Origin of the sequence: Geomobilimonas luticola, from assembly GCF_018476905.1 — a bacterium.
GTDB lineage: Bacteria > Desulfobacterota > Desulfuromonadia > Geobacterales > Geobacteraceae > Geomobilimonas > Geomobilimonas luticola.
Genome location: NZ_JAHCVK010000001.1, coordinates 526762 through 543214 on the forward strand (window position 1 = coordinate 526762; position 16453 = coordinate 543214).

The following is a 16453-nucleotide window of genomic DNA, read 5'->3' on the forward strand; positions in this document are numbered from 1 at the left end:
CGGCAGGGAGGAAAAGATGGAATTTCGATCCGGTTTTGTACGGGTAATCGTGGCGCTTCTCCTGCTTGCCGGGGTTCCGGGGGGAGCGGAAGCGGGGGGTGCGTTTTCCTCCGATGGTGCCGCCTACCTGGCAAGGGAAGAGTATGCCAAGGCGGCCAGGGCCTTTTCCCAGGCCATCGGCCGTGGCGACAGGAGCGCCGGCGCCTATGCCGGTCTGGGGCGGGCCTATCTGAAGATGGGAGACAACCGGCATGCCACTGATATGGAACTGCTGGAAAAAGGGGCGGCGGCGCTGCGCACCGCCGAGGAACTGGATCCGTCGCAGGCGGAAACCCACTATGACCTGGGTCTGACCTTGCTGGCGCTCGGTGACCGGCCGGGGACAGCCCGGGAAATCGAACATCTGAAACCGCTGGATCCGGGGCTGACCGCCACCCTTGCCCGCGCCCTGGAAGGTCATCGTCCCTCCCCTTCCTACCGGCTCATTGGCGAGAGCGGCCGGCCGGAAAAAAACGGGACCCCCGTCGTCGTCGAGGGGAATACGGTCCTCGTCCCCGTCACCCTCTCCCTCGGCTCCCGGAGCGTCCAGGCGCGGCTGATCCTGGACACGGGGGCGAGCATCACCACCATCACCCCCCAGGTTGCTGCGCAGCTCGACATCAATCTCAACCAGGCCGTGTCCGGTGCCGTGCAGGTGGTGGGGGGAGGATTCGTGGAAGCACGGGGGGTGCGGCTCGACCAGGTCGCAGTCGGACCCCACGCCAGGACGAAGATGAACGTGGCCATCATCGGCAACGGGAACCCGCGGGTCCCCTATGACGGCCTGCTGGGGATGGATTTCCTCCGGGGGCTCCATTACCATGTTGATTTCAGGAACCGGGTGATAAACTGGACCCCCTGAGAGGGGCGAAACGGGGAATTTCAGGGCATGAACAGAAACGGCGGCCATCGGCCGCCGTTTCTTCGTGTCTTCCCGTTTCAGGTCACTGGACGGTGAACGACGTCTCCCGGGAGTCCTTGCCGCTGGCGGTGCTGATGGTGGTGGTTACCTTGTAGATCCCCTTTTTTGCATCCTGGGGGAGGAAGAGCGGAATGGTCGAGGTGTAAGTGCCGGCGGGATGGGAGACATTCACCGCCGGATTTCCCACCAGCTCGTTGTTCAGCCTGATTTCGTGGGATTCGGTTATGGCAACCGGGGTGGTGGGTGTGGGTGACATCACCGCGTAGGTGGCCATCAGGTCGACCTTGTCACCTGGCTTCACGGTGGCGGGGGTTGCGGAGGAGTTCTCGATCCTCGTCATGATCCCCGCCGACGGCTGGTAGCCGTACTTGTTTGCCGTCTCGGCGGCGGTTTTCTTCTTGTCGACGGTGTAATTGCCGACCACACCCCCCACCAGCGCCCCGGCGAGGCCTCCGAGGAGCGCTCCCTTGGTCCGGGATCCTTCGCCCGCCAGCAGTGCCCCTGCCAGTGCGCCTGTCGCCGCGCCGATGCCGGCTCCTTTTGCCGCTCCCTCATGACCTTCCGGAACGGTTGCACAGCTGGCTATCCCCAGGGTAAATGTGGCAAGCGTCACGAGTGCTGCAATTCTCAGGTTCATCTGTTTCCTCCTGTCATGAGTTGATGCGTCGACAAACGCACCGTGCCAATGCACCTGATTATGGGTGTCTTTGCCCCAGGAGGCCTTGATCGAAAAGAAGGAGATGACCAATCCTGCGTGGCGAACACACCGGGTACCGTGTCCCATAATTCTAATTGGTCGACCGTTGATGTCAACTCTGTCCGGACCCGTTCCCGGGAAGGGTGAAGGTTGCGGTTGCATTTGCCCGAAGAGCCCGTTACGCTGTTTTCTGGTATGCGGAGAAGAGGGAGGAGAGCGATGGACGTTACCGTTTTGTTGTGGACAGGGGCGGGTGTATTGACCCTGCTCGGACTGGTCGGGCTGGTGCTGCCGGCACTGCCGGGTGCGCCACTCCTCTTCGTGGGGCTGTTGTTGGCTGCCTGGGCCGAGGATTTTGTCTACGTTGGTCCGGGGACGCTGGCTATCCTTGCCGTCATGGTGGTCCTGACCTACCTGGTGGAATTTGCCGCATCGGCCATCGGCGCGAAACGCTTCGGCGCGTCAGGCCGGGCGATGACCGGCGCCCTGCTGGGAGGGATAGTCGGTATATTTTTCGGCATTCCGGGGATTCTGCTCGGCCCCTTCGCCGGGGCGGTCATAGGTGAACTTTCGCTCCAGCGGAGCCTGCATGCGGCGGGTTGGTCCGGGCTGGGGGCCTCCCTCGGCATGGCGCTGGGAATGGCCGCCAAGCTCGCCTTTGGGGTGGGCATGGTCGGGATCTATCTGCTGGCCCGCTTTTTCTGAGAATCCCGTCCCGTTAAGCAGCAGGGCCTTTTCCCCCTCGCTTAAACATTCCCCGTGTCGTCTTTCCTTCTTGGAAACGCCGCAAGTTCGGCTAAACTTGCAATGATGATATTTCAGGAAAGGGGGGTGTTCCGCTTTCTGTGTTGTCAGCCGCGGGAGGCTCCCGAACCAAGGAGGAAGCCATGGAAACGATGGGACAGTACCAGCAGATCGCCGCAACCTACCTGACGGAACTGGGAACCAAGCTGCTCGCCGTCATCCTGTTCTGGATCGTCGGCCGCTGGCTGATCGGGCTGGTGGGGCGGATGCTGAACGGGGTGCTGGAAAAGCAGAAGGTCGATCCCACCCTGATGCGCTACATCGGCAACTTCGTCGCGGTGACCCTCAACATCATCCTGGTGGTGGCCATCCTCGGCTACTGCGGCATCCAGACCACGACCTTCGCCGCGCTGGTGGCCGGCATCGGCATCGCCATCGGCGCCGCCTGGGGAGGACTCCTTTCCAACCTGGCGGCCGGCATCTTCCTTGTCGTGCTGCACCCCTTCAAGGTGGGGGATTTCGTGACGGCGGCCGGGGTGACCGGTACCATAAAGGAGATCGGCCTCTTCGTCACCACCATCAATACGCCGGACAACGTAATGACCCTGGTGGGGAACGCCAAGATCTTCGGCGATACCATCCAGAACTTTACCGCCAACGATTTCCGCCGGGTCGAGCTGAAGTGTCAGCTGGCCGGCGGCGCCGACCATGTCGCCGCCATGCAGCTTCTGCGGGAGAAGCTGGCGGCGGTTCCCAACGTGCTGCCGCAGCCGGCGGTGGAGGTGGAAATCCTCGACTTCACCCTGGTGGGGCCGGTGCTGGCCGTACGCCCCTACTGCCATAACGACCACTACTGGCAGGTCTATTTCGACGGCAACCGCACCATCCGCGAAAGCCTCGCGGCCGCCGGTTTTCCGCCTCCCATGCCGGCCCAGATGGTGGTGGTGCAGAACCCGTAGCGGGTCATTTCCCGGGACGTGCGGTATACACCGAAGGGGGCTGTTGTGGCCCCCTTCGTTTTGTGATAGAAAAGAAACTGAAAAAGCATTAGGAACACGGAAAAGTCGGAAAAATCAGGATAACTGCGGATGAAGTCTACAACCATAGCGAACCTTTCGGGTGAACGCTGAAATCCGGGGTTTATCCGCCTTTATCAGATGGTATCCGCTTTTTCCGTGTTCAATTACCGCTTTGGGGTGAAAGGTGATTTAGCGTGGATGGAGCTCGGGCGCCTGCGCTTCACGGAACATCCAGTTACTGAAGAAAGGACAGCACATCATGAACCTGTTGGATGGAAAGAAATGCGCGGAGAGCCTGATCGCCGACATAGCCAAGAAGGTTGCGGGATACGTGGATTCCGGTCTGCGCAAGCCCCACATGACCATTATCCTGGTGGGGAAGCACGCCCCGAGCGAGTCGTACGTCAAGTCGAAGATCACCACCAGCACCCTGGCAGGCTTCGACAGCAACCTGATCCGTTTCCCGGAAACGGTGAAGGAGGCGGAACTGCTGGCGAAGATCCAGGAGATCAACGAGGACCAGACCACGGACGGGGTGATCGTCCAGCTCCCCCTCCCCAAGCACATCAACCAGCAGCACATCATCAACGCCATATCTCCCGACAAGGACATCGACGGCTTCCACCCCACCAATTTCGGCCGAATGACCCTGGGGCAGAAGGCGTTCCGGCCGGCGACCGCCTACGGCATCTGCAAGCTGCTCCAGTTCTACGAAGTGCCGATAAAGGGGAAGCACTGCGTGGTCATCGGCAGGTCCAACATCGTCGGCAAGCCGATCTCCATCATGCTCTCCAACGATTTCGACATCGGCAACGCCACCGTCACCCTGACCCACATCGAGACCCCCCGGGAACTGCTCCTGGACGAGACGCGCCGGGGTGACATCGTGATCGTGGCGGTGGGGATACCCGGTTTCGTCACCGAGGACATGGTGAAGGAGGGGGTCGTCCTTATCGACGTCGGGATCAACCGGCTGGAGAACGGCAAGATCGTGGGGGACGTGGCCTTCGACCAGGTGGCACCCAAGTGCTCCTGGATAACGCCGGTCCCTGGCGGGGTAGGCCGGATGACCGTCACCGCCCTGATGATCAATACGCTGGTGGCCTACCAGAACAATTTCAACCTGGCCTGACCGATGGGACGGCAGTGCGGAACAGGATGGCACGTCGCACGCACGTTCCTGGCGTCACTGCTGGTGCTCTGCGCTTTTCTGCCTGTTCTCGCGGCGGCCCACACGGAGGACCCGTTCAGCGGGCACGACCACGCCGGCATGGTTTCCGGCCCGGATGACGGGGCAAAGGTCGGCCTCACCGAACGGTTGGGGGAAAAGATCCCCCTTGACCTCACCTTTCGGGACGAAACCGGCAAGCCGGTCCGCCTGGGGGACCTGGTGACCGTCCCGACCGTCATCCTTCCCGTCTACTACAGCTGCACCAACGTCTGCAATTTCCTCCAGCAGGGGCTGGCCAGCGCCCTACCCGGGGTGAAGCGGAAGCCGGGAGAGGAATACCGGGTCATCTCCGTCAGTTTCGACGAGACCGAGACCCCGGAGCTGGCGGCGAAATACAAGCGGATGTACCTGACCTCCATGAACGCCCCCTTTCCCGAGGAGGGGTGGCGCTTTCTCACCGGCGATGCCGAAAGTGTCCGCCGCCTGACCGCAGCCGCCGGCTACCGCTTCCAGCGGAAGGGGCGGGACTTCATCCACCCGGTGGCGAGCATGGTCGTTGCCCCGGACGGGACTATTGTCCGTTACCTGTACGGGACGACCTTTCTTCCCAAGGACCTGACCCTGGCACTGCTGGAGGCCCGGGAAGGAAAGGTGGGGACGACCATCCGCAAGGTGGTCGGCTACTGCTTCACCTTCGACCCGGAAGGAAAAACCTACGTCTTCAACCTGCTGCGGGTGAGTGCCACGGTCGTCATCCTCTGCACGGGGGGCTTCCTGGCGTTTCTGCTCCTGACCGGCCGAAAAAACGGAAGGCAATAGAACACGGATCATATCTGAAAAAGCGGATAAACGCGGATTTTTAACCGGGATTGATCCGCTGTTATCCGGGTTTAATTTGGAGTGACGATGAATCCTGCCGAAAACATGCTTCCTGCCGGCAAGGGGGGGTTCTGGATCGATACGGGCAAAACCGGCATCGCCTCCTGGATATTCTCCACCGATCACAAGCGGATCGGCCTGCTCTATTTCTGGTCGGTGTTCGGCTTCTTTCTTGTCGGCGTGCTGCTCGGCCTGCTCATCCGGATCGAACTGATGGCGCCGGGGCGGACCATCATGGGGCCCCAGACCTACAATGCCCTCTTCACCGTCCATGGGGTGGTGATGGTCTTCCTCTTCATCATCCCCGGCTTCCAGGGTTCCTTCGGCAACCTGGTCATGCCGATCCAGATAGGTAGCAGGGACGTGGCCTTCCCCCGCCTGAACCTCTTCTCCTGGTGGCTCTACATCGCCGGTGCGGCGATCATCCTCACGTCGCTTTTCACCGGCGGCGGCCCCCCCGACACCGGCTGGACCTTTTACCTCCCCTTCAGCGAGCGGACCGGCACCAACGTCTCCCTGGCGGTCTTCGGCGTCTTCATCGTCGGGTTTTCCTCCATCCTGACCGGCGTCAACTTCGTTACGACCATCCATCGCCTGCGGGCCGAGGGAATGACCTGGGGGCGGCTGCCGCTCTTCGTCTGGTCCCTCTATGCCACCGCCTGGGTGCAGATCCTGGCGACCCCCATCTTGGGGATCACGCTGGTGCTCATCATCGCCGAACGGCTTCTCGGCACCGGCCTGTTCGACCCGGCGCGGGGTGGCGACCCCCTCATGTACCAGCACCTCTTCTGGATCTACTCCCACCCGGCGGTCTACATCATGATCCTGCCGGCCATGGGGGTGGTTACGGAAATCATCCCGGTCTTCTCCCGCAAGCCGATCTTCGGCTACAGGATGATCGCCTTCTCCAGCCTCGCCATCGCCGCCGCCGGCTCGCTGGTCTGGGGGCATCACATGTTTACCAGCGGCATGAGCGATACCGCCATCCTGGTCTTCTCCTTCCTCACCTTCGTCGTCGCCATCCCGTCGGCCATCAAGGTCTTCAACTGGGTCTCCACCCTCTACCGGGGCTCCATCTCCCTGGAGGCCCCCATGCTCTTCGCCCTCTCCTTCATCCTCCTCTTCTCCATCGGAGGACTGACCGGGCTCATCCTCGGAGCGGCAGCCACCGACATCCATGTCCACGACACCCATTTCGTGGTGGGGCATTTCCACTACGTCATCTTCGGCGGCTCCGGCTTCGCCTTCTTCGGCGCCATGCACTACTGGCTTCCCAAGTTCTACGGCCGCCGGTATGCGGAGAAACCGGCGATCCTCGGCTGGGGGCTCATGTTCGTCGGCTTCAACATCCTCTACTTCACCATGATGGTACTCGGGATGGAAGGGATGCCACGGCGCTACTACGACTACCTCCCCGAGTTCGCCCGTCTCAATTTCGTCTCCACCATGGGAAGCTGGATACTTGCCGTCGGGCTGGCGATACTCCTCGTGAACCTGTTCCGCGGACTGCGGAGCGGAGAGCCGGTCGGTAACAATCCCTGGGGGGGAGCGACCCTGGAATGGTCAATCCCGACCCCGCCTCCCACGGAGAACTTTGCAAAGGAGCCGGTGGTGACCCACGGGCCGTACGATTTCAGGGGGGCGGGGATACCGTGAGCCAGCCGACACACAAAGACTACGCCGGTGCCAAGCTCGGCATGTGGCTCTTCCTCTTCACCGAACTGCTCCTCTTCGGCGGGCTGTTTCTACTCTACGCCGTCTACCTCTCCCGGTATCCCCACGAGTTTGCCGCGGCGGGGAGGGAGATGCACCTGGTGTTCGGAACGGTCAACACGGTGATTCTCATTACCAGCAGCCTGCTGGTGGCCATGGCGGTCACCGCCGTCAAGCGGGACGACCATCGCCTGGCCTTTGTCCTCGTGGGGGGGACGGTCGTCTGCGCCGCCTTCTTCCTGGTCGACAAGTACCTGGAGTGGGGCACCGAGATCGGCCGCGGCATCTATCCCGGCTCTCCCCGGCTGGTGGCGGGTCCGGCCGGGGAGTCGGTCTTCTACAGTCTTTACTATCTCACCACCGGCCTCCACGGCCTGCACGTCCTGATAGGGGGGATACTGCTGGCGGTGGTGGCGGTGCGGGTCGGGCGGGGGAGTATCCACGCCGGCGATTATATATGGCTCGAGAACGGCGCCCTCTACTGGCACCTGGTGGACTTGGTCTGGATTTTCATCTTCCCCCTCTACTACCTGGTCCTGTAGGGGCTGCGACTTATACGCCATCTCGCCGCCGTCCTCGTCGCTCCTTTGTGTGGCGTAGCGCTGCTACGCCTCTGCAGTCTCTCCTCCGGGTGCGACGATCTGGCGCAAAATCCGCAGCCTTGGGATAGGGGGTTCTTGGAGAAGCAATGAACACTACTACGCATGTCATCGGCTACAGAACACTGACGGCGGTCTGGCTCGGGCTCATGGCCCTGACGGCCCTCACGGTCTGGGTTTCCCGGCACAGCCTGGGCATCGGCCATGTCTGGGGTTCCCTCGCCATCGCCGCCCTCAAGGGGGGGCTGGTGATCGCCTTTTTCATGCACATGCGCTATGAAGGGAGACTCCTGCGCGGACTGTTGTTCGTGACCCTAGTTACTCTGGCCTGTTTTATCGGCCTGACTTTTTTCGATGTGCTCTACCGGTAAGGACCTGTCGTGGACCCAAACCTGATCACCACAAACCGGGCGGTGGACCCGGTATTCATGTTCATCTTCGGGGTCAGCCTTCTGCTGCTCGTAGGCATCACCGCGACCATGGTGGGGTTCGTCGTCCGCTATCACCGTTCCCGCGCGCCGGAGCCGACCTCCCGCGCGGAAAGCAGCATCTGGCTGGAGATTCTCTGGACCGCCCTTCCCACCATTCTCGTCATGGCGATGTTCTACTACGGCTGGGCCGGGTACCTGGCGCTTCGCAACGTACCCCGGGACGCGCTGCAGGTAACGGCCACGGCCCGGATGTGGTCCTGGAGCTTTACCTACGCCAACGGCAGGACCAGTCCCAGGCTGTATGTCCCGGTTGGGAAACCGGTGCTCGTGAACCTGGTTTCCGGGGACGTGCTGCACGGCTTCTACCTTCCCGCCTTCCGGGTCAAGCGGGACGTGGTGCCGGGGATGAAGAACAACCACGCTTGGTTCGTGGCGACCAGGGCAGGTTCCTATGACCTGTTCTGCTCCGTGTACTGCGGTGAAGGCCATTCGGCAATGATCACCACGGTCGAGGCGATCCCCGAGGCCGCGTTCACGGCATGGCTGCAGGAGGAGGAGAAAGCCGGGGGGGATGCGGGGAAGGCGCTTCTGGAAAAACATGGTTGTCTCGGCTGCCATTCCCTCGACGGGTCGACCAAGGTGGGACCGACCTTCAAGGGGCTTTTCGGGCGGAGCGTGACGGTCCTGACGGGAGGCGCCGAGCGGGTCATCACGGTGGACGAGGAGTACCTGCAGCACTCGATCCTCGATCCGGGCGCCGACGTGGTGAAGGGGTACCAGCCGGTCATGCCCCCCTTCCCGGACCTGTCCCGCGACGAGGTGAGGGCGATAGTCGAGTTCCTGAAGAGGGCAAAATGAGAGGGGCTCTGTTCCGGCCGCGGCTTGCGCTTCTGAACGGTGTTACGGCGGTGGGGGGATATCTCCTTTTCCCGGGGGAGATTGACTCGGTGCGACTGGGTGCGCTCTTTGCCGGCGTGGTGCTCCTGGCTGCGGCGGGGTCGGCGCTCAACCAGGTTCTGGAGCGGGACATCGACCGGCTCATGGAGAGGACCCGGCTCCGCCCTCTTCCGGCAGGGAAGCTGACGCTGACGGGTGCCACAGTCGCCGGCTGCACCCTTCTGCTGGCTGGCTCGCTGGTGCTCGTACTGGCGGGTCGCTGGCTGCCGGCATTGCTGGGTGGTGCTGCCCTCGCATGGTATCTTGTCCTGTACACCCCTCTCAAACGGCGCACCTCGTTGGCCCTGGCGGCCGGTGCCGTCTGCGGCGCCATCCCGCCGGTCATCGGCTGGTGCAGCGCCGGCGGGTCGCCGGTCGATTATCCCGTGGTGCTTCTCGCTGGTCTCCTCTACCTCTGGCAGATTCCCCACTTCTGGTTCCTCCAGTTGCGTCATGCCGACGACTACCGGCGGGCCGGCATCCCGCTCCTCCGCTTGCGATCGGGTGATTCCTTTCCCGCCGGTATCTGCCGTCTCTGGCTTGCCGCCCTGGTTGCCGGTACGCTGCTCCTGCCGGCATTCGGCGTCATCGGGAATCCCGGCACCGTCTGGTTTCCCCTCCTGCCGCTCGCCCTCGGTATCGTCTCCCTTGTCCGCTCCGAAACGGTCATCTTTTCATCCCTCAACCTCTTTCCCCTCCTGCTGACCCTGCTCCTCTTCAGCCGGTAGACCTGCGACCCTCCGGGTTGCAGATGCCGGCACACAAACGATCCGGTATGTGCTAAGATGGGGCACTATGTTCAAGGCCATATTCTGGGACAATGACGGCGTACTGATGGAGACGGAGCAACTTTACTACCGCGCCAATGCGGAAGCGCTGGCCCGGGCGGGGGTGGAGCTGACCCTCGATACGTTCCGTGAGATATCGCTCCGGCGGGGGGAGAGCGTGCTGCAGCTTGCTCCCGGTGGTGAGGCGGAGGTGCGGGGGTGGCGGGACATCCGCTACCGGGAGCTCCTGACGGCGGAGGCGGAGGTGATTCCGGGGGTGCCGGAGATTCTGGCGAGGCTCCACGGGCGGCTACCCATGGCGATCGTCACCAGCTGCCGCCGGGATAATTTCCTGCGGATGCACCACAGGAGCGGACTTCTCGGATTTTTCGATTTCGTCCTCACCCGCGAGGACTATGGCAGTTCCAAGCCCGACCCGGAACCGTACCTGACCGCCTGCGCCCGTGCCGGCCTTTTGCCCGGCGACTGCCTGGCGGTGGAGGATTCGGAGCGGGGGGTGACCGCGGCCGCGCGGGCGGGACTGGCGGTGGCGGCCATTCCCGGCTCTCTCAACGAGGGGGGAGATTTCGGTGCCGCCCGCTGGCGGCTCGACACGGTCTATCAGCTTCCGGAACTTGTTGGTGCCTGATCTCCGAGGGAAAGGGGTGTCCTTCCTGCCGTCAGACCCTTCCGTTCGGCGACGGTGAAAACCCATGCCCTACCTTATCCTTGCAGACATGACGGTTCTCCTCCACGCCCTGTTCGTGCTCTTCGTGCTGTTCGGTGGGATTGCAGTGCTGCGCTGGCAGCGCCTGGCGTGGCTTCACCTGCCGGCTGCCGTCTGGGGGGTCATGATCGAACTGGGGGGGTGGGTCTGCCCCCTCACCTTCCTGGAAAACCGGTTCCGGCGGCTGGGAGGAGTGGCGAGCTACGGCGGGACATTTATCGAACGGTACCTGGAGCCTCTTCTCTACCCTCTTGGCCTTACCCGTGATTCCCAGCTCGTTTTCGGCCTGGTGGCCTTCCTCATCAATCTTGCCATCTATGCCCGCCTCTGGCGGCGCTCCCTCGACAAACGCAGGTGATTCCGGGCCGAACCCTCGCCTGTGCCCGTTAGCGTTGAGGATTGGGAAGCAGGGGTAACGGGCTACTCCGCTTCCTTGTCTTCTTCGTACTGGTCGATGAACGTTGTCTTGTTCAACCGGTCGAGCCCCTGGGCGATGAGGCGGAATCCGAGCATGATGAGGACGAGCCCCCCCATGAATGTCGGGATGGTGCGGAACATGAGGCTGACGATGCCGATCGACATGAACACGATTCCCAGCGACTGGCATTGTTCCTGTTTTTCCTTGCCGATGCGGGAAACGGAGAAGGCGTAAAGCTGATAACAGACCATCAGTGCCATCAACAACGCCAGGTATTTGAGAAATTCCTGCATGGATGTTTCCTCCTTCTGTGCCGCCGGTTTTACTGCTCCTCCGGCCGACGTGGTGCCTGAGATCATACCCCGGAATTGATGCGGGAACAACTGTCAGGGGTGGTGACGCAATGGGTCGAACAGGAATTCCAGCCCGTTGACCTTGATTTCGTAAACTGCCCGGAGCATGTCGCCGAGCTTCCCGTCGGGAAATCCCTGCCGGGAGAACCAGACGACATAGGGCTCGGGGAGGTCGATCAGGAGTCGGCCTTCGTATCTGCCGAAGGGCATCCGCTGGCGGGCAAGTTCGAGAAGCGCCCGGTGGTCCGGTTGGGGCACGCTGTCCATCGGTTCACTCCAGACCGTCGAGAATGGCCGTAAAGACCCGGATGGTGCCGGCCTTCCGGAGCTGTTTGACCTCCCGCGCGAAAGAGGGATCGTCCATGGTGGCGAGAACCCCCTTGACCTTGTTCAGGACCTGGGTCTCGCCGCAGAACAGGTCACGGTAACGGTCCAGCAGGTCCTGCAGGTAGCGTTGCAGCGCCGCCGCCCGCTCCTGCCGGTTCGGCTCCGCCGCCGACAGTCCCCGTAGCCTTTGGAACAGCAGGGGGTCGGCGATGGCACCCCGGCCGAGCATCAGCCCGGCGGCTCCCGTTTCCCGCAAAACGCGCATGCCGTCTGCAGCGCTCCGGATGTCGCCGTTGGCGATGACCGGCAGCCGGGTCTGGCGTACGACGTCGGCGGTCACGGCGTGGTCAGCCAACCCTTCGTATTCCTGGACCACGGTACGGGGGTGAAGCACGAGATAATCGACCCCGGCCGCCTCGAAGAGGGGGAGGAGGGAAAAGACCTGGCGATGATCGTCGTAACCGGCGCGGAGCTTGACGGAGAAGGTGCCGGAAACTGCACGGCGCAGGGAAGGGATGATCTCTTCCAGTTCCGCGGGGCGGCGGAGGATTCCTCCCCCGGTGAGGCCGCTGGTCATTCTTCCGTAGGGACATCCCAGATTGAGGTTCAGGTGCACGGCACCGGCGGCCTGGGCCGCCCGGGCAGCCGATACCAGCGCCTCCGTTCCGTGGCCGATCAGCTGGACGACCAGGGGAACTCCCCCTTCAGCCGGGGCGATCTCCCGCAGGTCCCCTGCGGAGAGGCGCTTCCTGGCTGCCGCGGGATTGACCCGCATGAACTCGGTAAAAACCGTGTCGGGGCGCACCCAGTCAATGAAAAGGGCACGCATGGCCCGGTTGGTGAGGCCTTGCATGGGGGCGAGCATGAGGGGGGGCTCCCCCGGCCGCCAAGGGAGGTGTGCCGGTTTCACGGCGGCCGGGGCGGATTGCTGCGGTGCTTCATTCCCCATGGTGTCTAGAGGATCTCCACCAGTTCCAGGTGGAAGGTGAGGTTCTCACCCGCCAAAGGGTGATTGGCGTCGAAGGTGATGCTCTCTTCGCTTACCCCGGTCACGGTCACGCCGATCTCCTCGTCTTCGTCGTTGGCAAGCACGAGCTGATCGCCGATTTCCGGGTTGAGGTCCGCGGGGACATCGCTTCGCGGGACCGTGAACACCTTTGTCTCGTCGTAGTCGCCGAAAGCGTCTTCGGCGGCGATGGTCACCGATTTCTTGTCGCCGGGGGCCATTCCCACCAGCGCATCCTCGATCTGGGAGAAAAACTCCCCGCTACCGATGGTCAGCTCCATCGGCCCGCTTTCGCAACCGCAGCCGCATCCTTCATCCTCGCACGCATCGGTGTCGCAATCTTCATGCCCGCAGTCGTCGCTTTCCAGCGTTGAATCGAAGACGGTGCCGTCCTCCAGCGTGCCGGTGTAATCGAATTTTACGTTGTCGCCCTTCTGTGCCTGTGCCATGCCCGTACCTTTCTCTGATATACTTAACCACGTGAAATTTCTGCCTTGCCTAGAGTACGTGGAAAAGCGGCCGGCAGTCCAGTTAAATTTCTCTACCATTTGTTTCCCCGCGCTGATGGCGGGAGAGGAAAACCTGATGCATTGCATGGTCAAGGTTGGTATACTGTCAACCGATACTGCCTGTCGTGGGCGAAGAGTGGGGACCACGGATATCCGGTAGCATAGGGGGAAAGAGGGGAATATGAAGCGACTGATAGTGATTCTGTGGGGGCTCGCCGTTCTGGCCGGTTGCGGGGGCGGGGGGGGTGGTGGCGCGACGGGCGTCATACAACCACCTGCACCATCAACGGGAACCCAGTTCTGGGCCGTGGATTTCACCAGCAACAGCTACTACCAGGTTACGGCGAACAAGGTGGCGGAAGGGGCTCACTGCTACGTCTACCTGGAGCAAGGGCAGGCTGTCGCTCCGGCGGCCATCAGCGAGATGGTGAACCAGTTCGACAACAACATCTATACCAGCGAAATCGCCGCGTTTGGCAGCGAGCCGAATCCGGGGGTGGACAACGACCCGAAGATATTCATCCTCCTTCTCAACATCAGGGACGGCTTCAACCTTCCTGCAGCCCCGAGCTTCATCGCCGGGTTCTTCGACCCGGCTAACGAGCTTGCCCATGCAAATTCGAACCAGAAAGAGATGTTCTACATGAATGTCAACCCGGCCCTGGGGACGAACTTCGTGCCGGGGAGCACCGATTTTTTCCGGACCCTCGCCCACGAATTCCAGCACATGATCCACTGGGAACAGAAAAATCGTCTGCGGGGGGTGAACGACGATACCTGGCTGGACGAGGCCATGGGGATGGTGGCCCCGGCCTACTGCGGCTACGGGGCCGACTACGAGGCGGTGAACACCTTCCAGCACGCCCCCTCCGATTCGCTGACCGGCTGGAACGATTCCTTCGTGGATTACGGGGTAGTCTACATGTGGGCCCAGTACTACAAGGACCGGGTCGGAAGCGATATCTTCTTCCGGATGCTTCATAACGGCCTGACCGGCATCGCCTCGGTCAATAGCGCTCTTACGGCGGCCGCCTATCCCAAGGATTTCACCGGCACGTTCCGGGACTGGGCCATGGCGAACTATTACGGGAACGGCACCACCGTCCCGGTCCCGGCGGGACATCCCGAGTGGTCCTATACCTCCATCAACACCTGGCCCGGGACCTATGACGGCATGCCCATCCCGGGGCTTTTCCCCGCCTCCCGGCAGAATGCCACCACCCTCCAGCCCCTCGATCCGTGGAGTCTCGGATTCTACAGCTACACGCCGGTCACTCCGCCGGCCGGTTCCATCACCTGGACGCCGACGGCTGTCACCGAGAAGGGGGCCTTTGTCGACGCGGGGAGCAGTGCCGCGACCTTCGACATGACCTCGGGAACCATCTACAGCTTTACCGGCACGGGATACCTGGTCGTCCAGAACCCTGCGGGGTCCGCGACGAGCGGCAGTACGGTGGTCCGGGCCGACATGTCGCCGGCGCAGGTGCTGGCGGCGGCGAATGCCAGCCCGTACGTCCTGGCAAGGGCGGCGATGGGTGGCAAGCCCCAGCGGGTCGATATCGGGCCGAGCCTCCGGGACCGGACCAAGGGGCTCAGTGCCCAGGGAATAAGGCCGCAGTTTTGAGGAGGAATCGATGATGACAAAACGGTTGTTCGGTCCGTTAAGCGGGCTGTTGCTTCTGCTCCTCGCCACCCAGGGGTGTGCCATGGGGGTGAGAAAACCGGGTGCCACGACCCTCACCGGGACGGTACGGGTGGTGGGAAACGAACCGTTCACCCGGCTGGTCCTGACGACGGCCGGTGGGGTGAGAGGGAAGGACTACCTCCTCCTTGGCCCCCTGCTTGACGAGCTGCGAAAGAGGTACCAGGGGCAGAAGGTCTCTCTCGAAGGGGCTCTCTGCACTTCGCCGGAGCCCCGTTTCAGCAACTGCTTCGAACCGGTGCGGGTGGTCAGCGGTCCGGGCCCATGAACGGGCGGGAGCGGAGAAGAGAGTAGCAGCTGAAGGAATGACAAGAATAAAAGGGGCGAGGCGCTTGGTGAAAAGCGCTCCGCCCCTTTTTCATGTTGACCTGCACCTGCTTTTGCCGGATTACTCGTTTTCGAAGGTGAGTTTTCGCTCCAGGTCCATGGACCGGGTGATCCGTTTCGCCTGCTCGAAGGTTATGATGTCCTGCTGGCAGAGCTGGACAAGATGCTGATCCAGTGACTGCATCTGGTACTGGGACCGGCCGTTCTCGATGTGCCGGTCCAGCTCGTCGAGCCGCCCTTCCCGGATGCACGCCTGGATGGTCGTCGTGGAGCGCATTACCTCCACCACCGGGACGATCCGCTCGCCGGTCTTGTCTTTTATGAGGCGCAGGGAGACGGTGGCGACCAGGATGTCCGCAAGCCGCTGGCGGATGACTTCCTGGGCTTCGGGGGGGAAATTGCCGAGGAGCCGGTTGATGGTGGAGCCGGCGCTCTGGGTGTGGAGGGTGGAAAAGACCAGGTGGCCGGTCTCCGCAGCCTTGATGCAGGAGTCGATGGTCTCCAGGTCCCGCATCTCCCCCACCATGATGACGTCCGGGTCCATGCGGAGCGCGGCCCGCAGGGCGGCGGAGAAATTCTCGGTGTCGATTCCCACCTCCCGCTGGATGATGCAGCTCTTGTCCGACGTGAAGAGGAACTCGATGGGGTCTTCGATGGTGATGATGTTGAAGCTGAAGTTCTCGTTCAGATAGCGGAGCATGGCGGCCAGGGTGGTGGACTTGCCGTTGCCGGTCGGGCCGGTGACGAGGATGAGCCCGTTGGGAGCCTTGACGATTTCCGACAGCACCGGCGGAAGGTTCAGTTCCTGGAAGGTGCTCACGCGGGGGGGGATCACCCGCATGACGATCCCCACGTTCCCCCGCTGGCGGAAGATGCTGACCCTGAACCTCCCCCCGTTGGGAAGGGAGTAGGAAGAATCGAGCTCCTTGATGTCTGCCGGTACCTTGCGGTTGTTGTGCTCGATGATGGTCTGGGCTATGAAAACGGTGTCCTGGGGTGTCAGGTTGGGGAGCTTGGAGCGGACCAGCTGGCCGCGGGCCCGGAAAAAGGGGGGGTTGTCGACTTCGAAGTGCACGTCCGACACCCTCTTTTCAAAGGCGATTTCCAGTATCTGCTGCAATGTTTTCAGGTCCATGGAATTTTCCTCGCTATGGCATGTTCGTGATG

20 protein-coding genes are annotated in these 16453 nt (G+C 62.4%); 14 read left to right on the forward strand and 6 right to left on the reverse strand.

Annotation, left to right across the window (positions count from 1 at the left end; genetic code table 11):
* Positions 1–16 precede the first annotated feature (16 nt).
* Positions 17–901, forward strand: a complete 885-nt coding sequence (locus KI810_RS02485) for a retropepsin-like aspartic protease (RefSeq protein ID WP_214173897.1) — start codon at positions 17–19, stop codon at positions 899–901.
* A gap of 82 nt (positions 902–983) precedes the next feature.
* On the opposite strand, the gene KI810_RS02490 is transcribed toward KI810_RS02485, so the two are convergent.
* Positions 984–1598, reverse strand: coding sequence for a YMGG-like glycine zipper-containing protein (locus KI810_RS02490; protein ID WP_214173898.1), 615 nt, complete (start codon positions 1596–1598; stop codon positions 984–986).
* A 279-nt stretch (positions 1599–1877) separates the two neighbouring features.
* Here KI810_RS02490 and KI810_RS02495 point away from each other — a divergent pair, with 279 nt between their 5' ends.
* The 11 genes from KI810_RS02495 (at position 1878) to KI810_RS02545 (ending at position 11002) form a co-directional block, all read left to right on the forward strand.
* The gene (locus tag KI810_RS02495; RefSeq protein WP_214173899.1) at positions 1878–2363 is read left to right on the forward strand and encodes a DUF456 domain-containing protein; all 486 of its coding nucleotides are present in this window, start codon (positions 1878–1880) and stop codon (positions 2361–2363) included.
* A gap of 182 nt (positions 2364–2545) precedes the next feature.
* Complete coding sequence (locus KI810_RS02500) at positions 2546–3361, forward strand: mechanosensitive ion channel family protein (protein WP_214173900.1); 816 nt, start codon at positions 2546–2548, stop codon at positions 3359–3361.
* Between the two features lie 319 nt (positions 3362–3680).
* Entirely contained in the window at positions 3681–4553 is an 873-nt protein-coding gene (locus KI810_RS02505) for a bifunctional 5,10-methylenetetrahydrofolate dehydrogenase/5,10-methenyltetrahydrofolate cyclohydrolase (protein WP_214173901.1), read from the forward strand.
* Between the two features lie 3 nt (positions 4554–4556).
* Entirely contained in the window at positions 4557–5411 is an 855-nt protein-coding gene (locus tag KI810_RS02510; protein ID WP_214173902.1) for an SCO family protein, read from the forward strand.
* Between the two features lie 87 nt (positions 5412–5498).
* The gene (gene ctaD, locus KI810_RS02515; protein ID WP_214173903.1) at positions 5499–7127 is read left to right on the forward strand and encodes a cytochrome c oxidase subunit I; all 1629 of its coding nucleotides are present in this window, start codon (positions 5499–5501) and stop codon (positions 7125–7127) included.
* The gene (locus KI810_RS02520; protein WP_214173904.1) at positions 7124–7726 is read left to right on the forward strand and encodes a cytochrome c oxidase subunit 3 family protein; all 603 of its coding nucleotides are present in this window, start codon (positions 7124–7126) and stop codon (positions 7724–7726) included. The genes ctaD and KI810_RS02520 overlap by 4 nt, the downstream gene beginning before the upstream one ends.
* Positions 7727–7872: 146 nt before the next feature.
* Positions 7873–8154 (forward strand): cytochrome C oxidase subunit IV family protein, encoded by a 282-nt coding sequence (locus tag KI810_RS02525; protein WP_214173905.1) that lies wholly within the window; start codon positions 7873–7875, stop codon positions 8152–8154.
* 9 nt (positions 8155–8163) lie between these two features.
* Positions 8164–9072: a cytochrome c oxidase subunit II gene (gene coxB / locus KI810_RS02530; protein WP_214173906.1), complete on the forward strand. Its 909-nt coding sequence runs from the start codon at positions 8164–8166 to the stop codon at positions 9070–9072.
* Positions 9069–9878: a protoheme IX farnesyltransferase gene (locus KI810_RS02535; protein WP_214173907.1), complete on the forward strand. Its 810-nt coding sequence runs from the start codon at positions 9069–9071 to the stop codon at positions 9876–9878. Before coxB ends, KI810_RS02535 begins: the two co-directional genes overlap by 4 nt.
* 67 nt (positions 9879–9945) lie before the next feature.
* Complete coding sequence (locus tag KI810_RS02540; RefSeq protein ID WP_214173908.1) at positions 9946–10566, forward strand: HAD family hydrolase; 621 nt, start codon at positions 9946–9948, stop codon at positions 10564–10566.
* A gap of 64 nt (positions 10567–10630) precedes the next feature.
* Positions 10631–11002, forward strand: a complete 372-nt coding sequence (locus KI810_RS02545; protein ID WP_214173909.1) for a DUF2784 domain-containing protein — start codon at positions 10631–10633, stop codon at positions 11000–11002.
* Between the two features lie 62 nt (positions 11003–11064).
* On the opposite strand, the gene KI810_RS02550 is transcribed toward KI810_RS02545, so the two are convergent.
* From KI810_RS02550 to KI810_RS02565, 4 genes are all read right to left on the reverse strand, one after another.
* Positions 11065–11355 (reverse strand): hypothetical protein, encoded by a 291-nt coding sequence (locus KI810_RS02550; RefSeq protein WP_214173910.1) that lies wholly within the window; start codon positions 11353–11355, stop codon positions 11065–11067.
* 93 nt (positions 11356–11448) lie between these two features.
* Positions 11449–11682, reverse strand: a complete 234-nt coding sequence (locus tag KI810_RS02555; RefSeq protein ID WP_214173911.1) for a DUF3820 family protein — start codon at positions 11680–11682, stop codon at positions 11449–11451.
* Positions 11683–11686: 4 nt separating this feature from the next.
* On the reverse strand, positions 11687–12691 hold the full coding sequence (locus tag KI810_RS02560; protein WP_246525116.1) for a tRNA dihydrouridine synthase: 1005 nt from the start codon (positions 12689–12691) through the stop codon (positions 11687–11689).
* A gap of 5 nt (positions 12692–12696) precedes the next feature.
* Positions 12697–13197, reverse strand: a complete 501-nt coding sequence (locus KI810_RS02565; protein ID WP_214173912.1) for an FKBP-type peptidyl-prolyl cis-trans isomerase — start codon at positions 13195–13197, stop codon at positions 12697–12699.
* A 241-nt stretch (positions 13198–13438) separates the two neighbouring features.
* On the opposite strand from KI810_RS02565, the gene KI810_RS02570 reads away from it, so the two are divergent.
* Together KI810_RS02570 and KI810_RS02575 are read left to right on the forward strand one after the other, a co-directional pair.
* Positions 13439–14881, forward strand: coding sequence for a hypothetical protein (locus KI810_RS02570; RefSeq protein ID WP_214173913.1), 1443 nt, complete (start codon positions 13439–13441; stop codon positions 14879–14881).
* A gap of 10 nt (positions 14882–14891) precedes the next feature.
* Positions 14892–15227: a hypothetical protein gene (locus tag KI810_RS02575; protein WP_214173914.1), complete on the forward strand. Its 336-nt coding sequence runs from the start codon at positions 14892–14894 to the stop codon at positions 15225–15227.
* A 120-nt stretch (positions 15228–15347) separates the two neighbouring features.
* On the opposite strand, the gene KI810_RS02580 is transcribed toward KI810_RS02575, so the two are convergent.
* Positions 15348–16421 carry a type IV pilus twitching motility protein PilT gene (locus KI810_RS02580; protein ID WP_214173915.1) on the reverse strand — a complete coding sequence of 358 codons (1074 nt, stop codon included), beginning with the start codon at positions 16419–16421 and terminating at the stop codon, positions 15348–15350.
* Between the last annotated feature and the right edge of the window lie 32 nt (positions 16422–16453).

Excerpts from the sequence above, each read along its gene's own strand:
- KI810_RS02485 (WP_214173897.1), top strand. The coding sequence starts at position 17 with ATGGAATTTCGATCCGGTTTTGTACGGGTAATCGTGGCGCTTCTCCTG.
- KI810_RS02490 (WP_214173898.1), bottom strand. The coding sequence starts at position 1,598 with ATGAACCTGAGAATTGCAGCACTCGTGACGCTTGCCACATTTACCCTG.
- KI810_RS02495 (WP_214173899.1), top strand. The coding sequence starts at position 1,878 with ATGGACGTTACCGTTTTGTTGTGGACAGGGGCGGGTGTATTGACCCTG.
- KI810_RS02500 (WP_214173900.1), top strand. The coding sequence starts at position 2,546 with ATGGAAACGATGGGACAGTACCAGCAGATCGCCGCAACCTACCTGACG.
- KI810_RS02505 (WP_214173901.1), top strand. The coding sequence starts at position 3,681 with ATGAACCTGTTGGATGGAAAGAAATGCGCGGAGAGCCTGATCGCCGAC.
- KI810_RS02510 (WP_214173902.1), top strand. The coding sequence starts at position 4,557 with ATGGGACGGCAGTGCGGAACAGGATGGCACGTCGCACGCACGTTCCTG.
- ctaD (WP_214173903.1), top strand. The coding sequence starts at position 5,499 with ATGAATCCTGCCGAAAACATGCTTCCTGCCGGCAAGGGGGGGTTCTGG.
- KI810_RS02525 (WP_214173905.1), top strand. The coding sequence starts at position 7,873 with ATGAACACTACTACGCATGTCATCGGCTACAGAACACTGACGGCGGTC.
- KI810_RS02535 (WP_214173907.1), top strand. The coding sequence starts at position 9,069 with ATGAGAGGGGCTCTGTTCCGGCCGCGGCTTGCGCTTCTGAACGGTGTT.
- KI810_RS02540 (WP_214173908.1), top strand. The coding sequence starts at position 9,946 with ATGTTCAAGGCCATATTCTGGGACAATGACGGCGTACTGATGGAGACG.
- KI810_RS02545 (WP_214173909.1), top strand. The coding sequence starts at position 10,631 with ATGCCCTACCTTATCCTTGCAGACATGACGGTTCTCCTCCACGCCCTG.
- KI810_RS02550 (WP_214173910.1), bottom strand. The coding sequence starts at position 11,355 with ATGCAGGAATTTCTCAAATACCTGGCGTTGTTGATGGCACTGATGGTC.
- KI810_RS02555 (WP_214173911.1), bottom strand. The coding sequence starts at position 11,682 with ATGGACAGCGTGCCCCAACCGGACCACCGGGCGCTTCTCGAACTTGCC.
- KI810_RS02560 (WP_246525116.1), bottom strand. The coding sequence starts at position 12,691 with ATGGGGAATGAAGCACCGCAGCAATCCGCCCCGGCCGCCGTGAAACCG.
- KI810_RS02565 (WP_214173912.1), bottom strand. The coding sequence starts at position 13,197 with ATGGCACAGGCACAGAAGGGCGACAACGTAAAATTCGATTACACCGGC.
- KI810_RS02570 (WP_214173913.1), top strand. The coding sequence starts at position 13,439 with ATGAAGCGACTGATAGTGATTCTGTGGGGGCTCGCCGTTCTGGCCGGT.
- KI810_RS02575 (WP_214173914.1), top strand. The coding sequence starts at position 14,892 with ATGATGACAAAACGGTTGTTCGGTCCGTTAAGCGGGCTGTTGCTTCTG.
- KI810_RS02580 (WP_214173915.1), bottom strand. The coding sequence starts at position 16,421 with ATGGACCTGAAAACATTGCAGCAGATACTGGAAATCGCCTTTGAAAAG.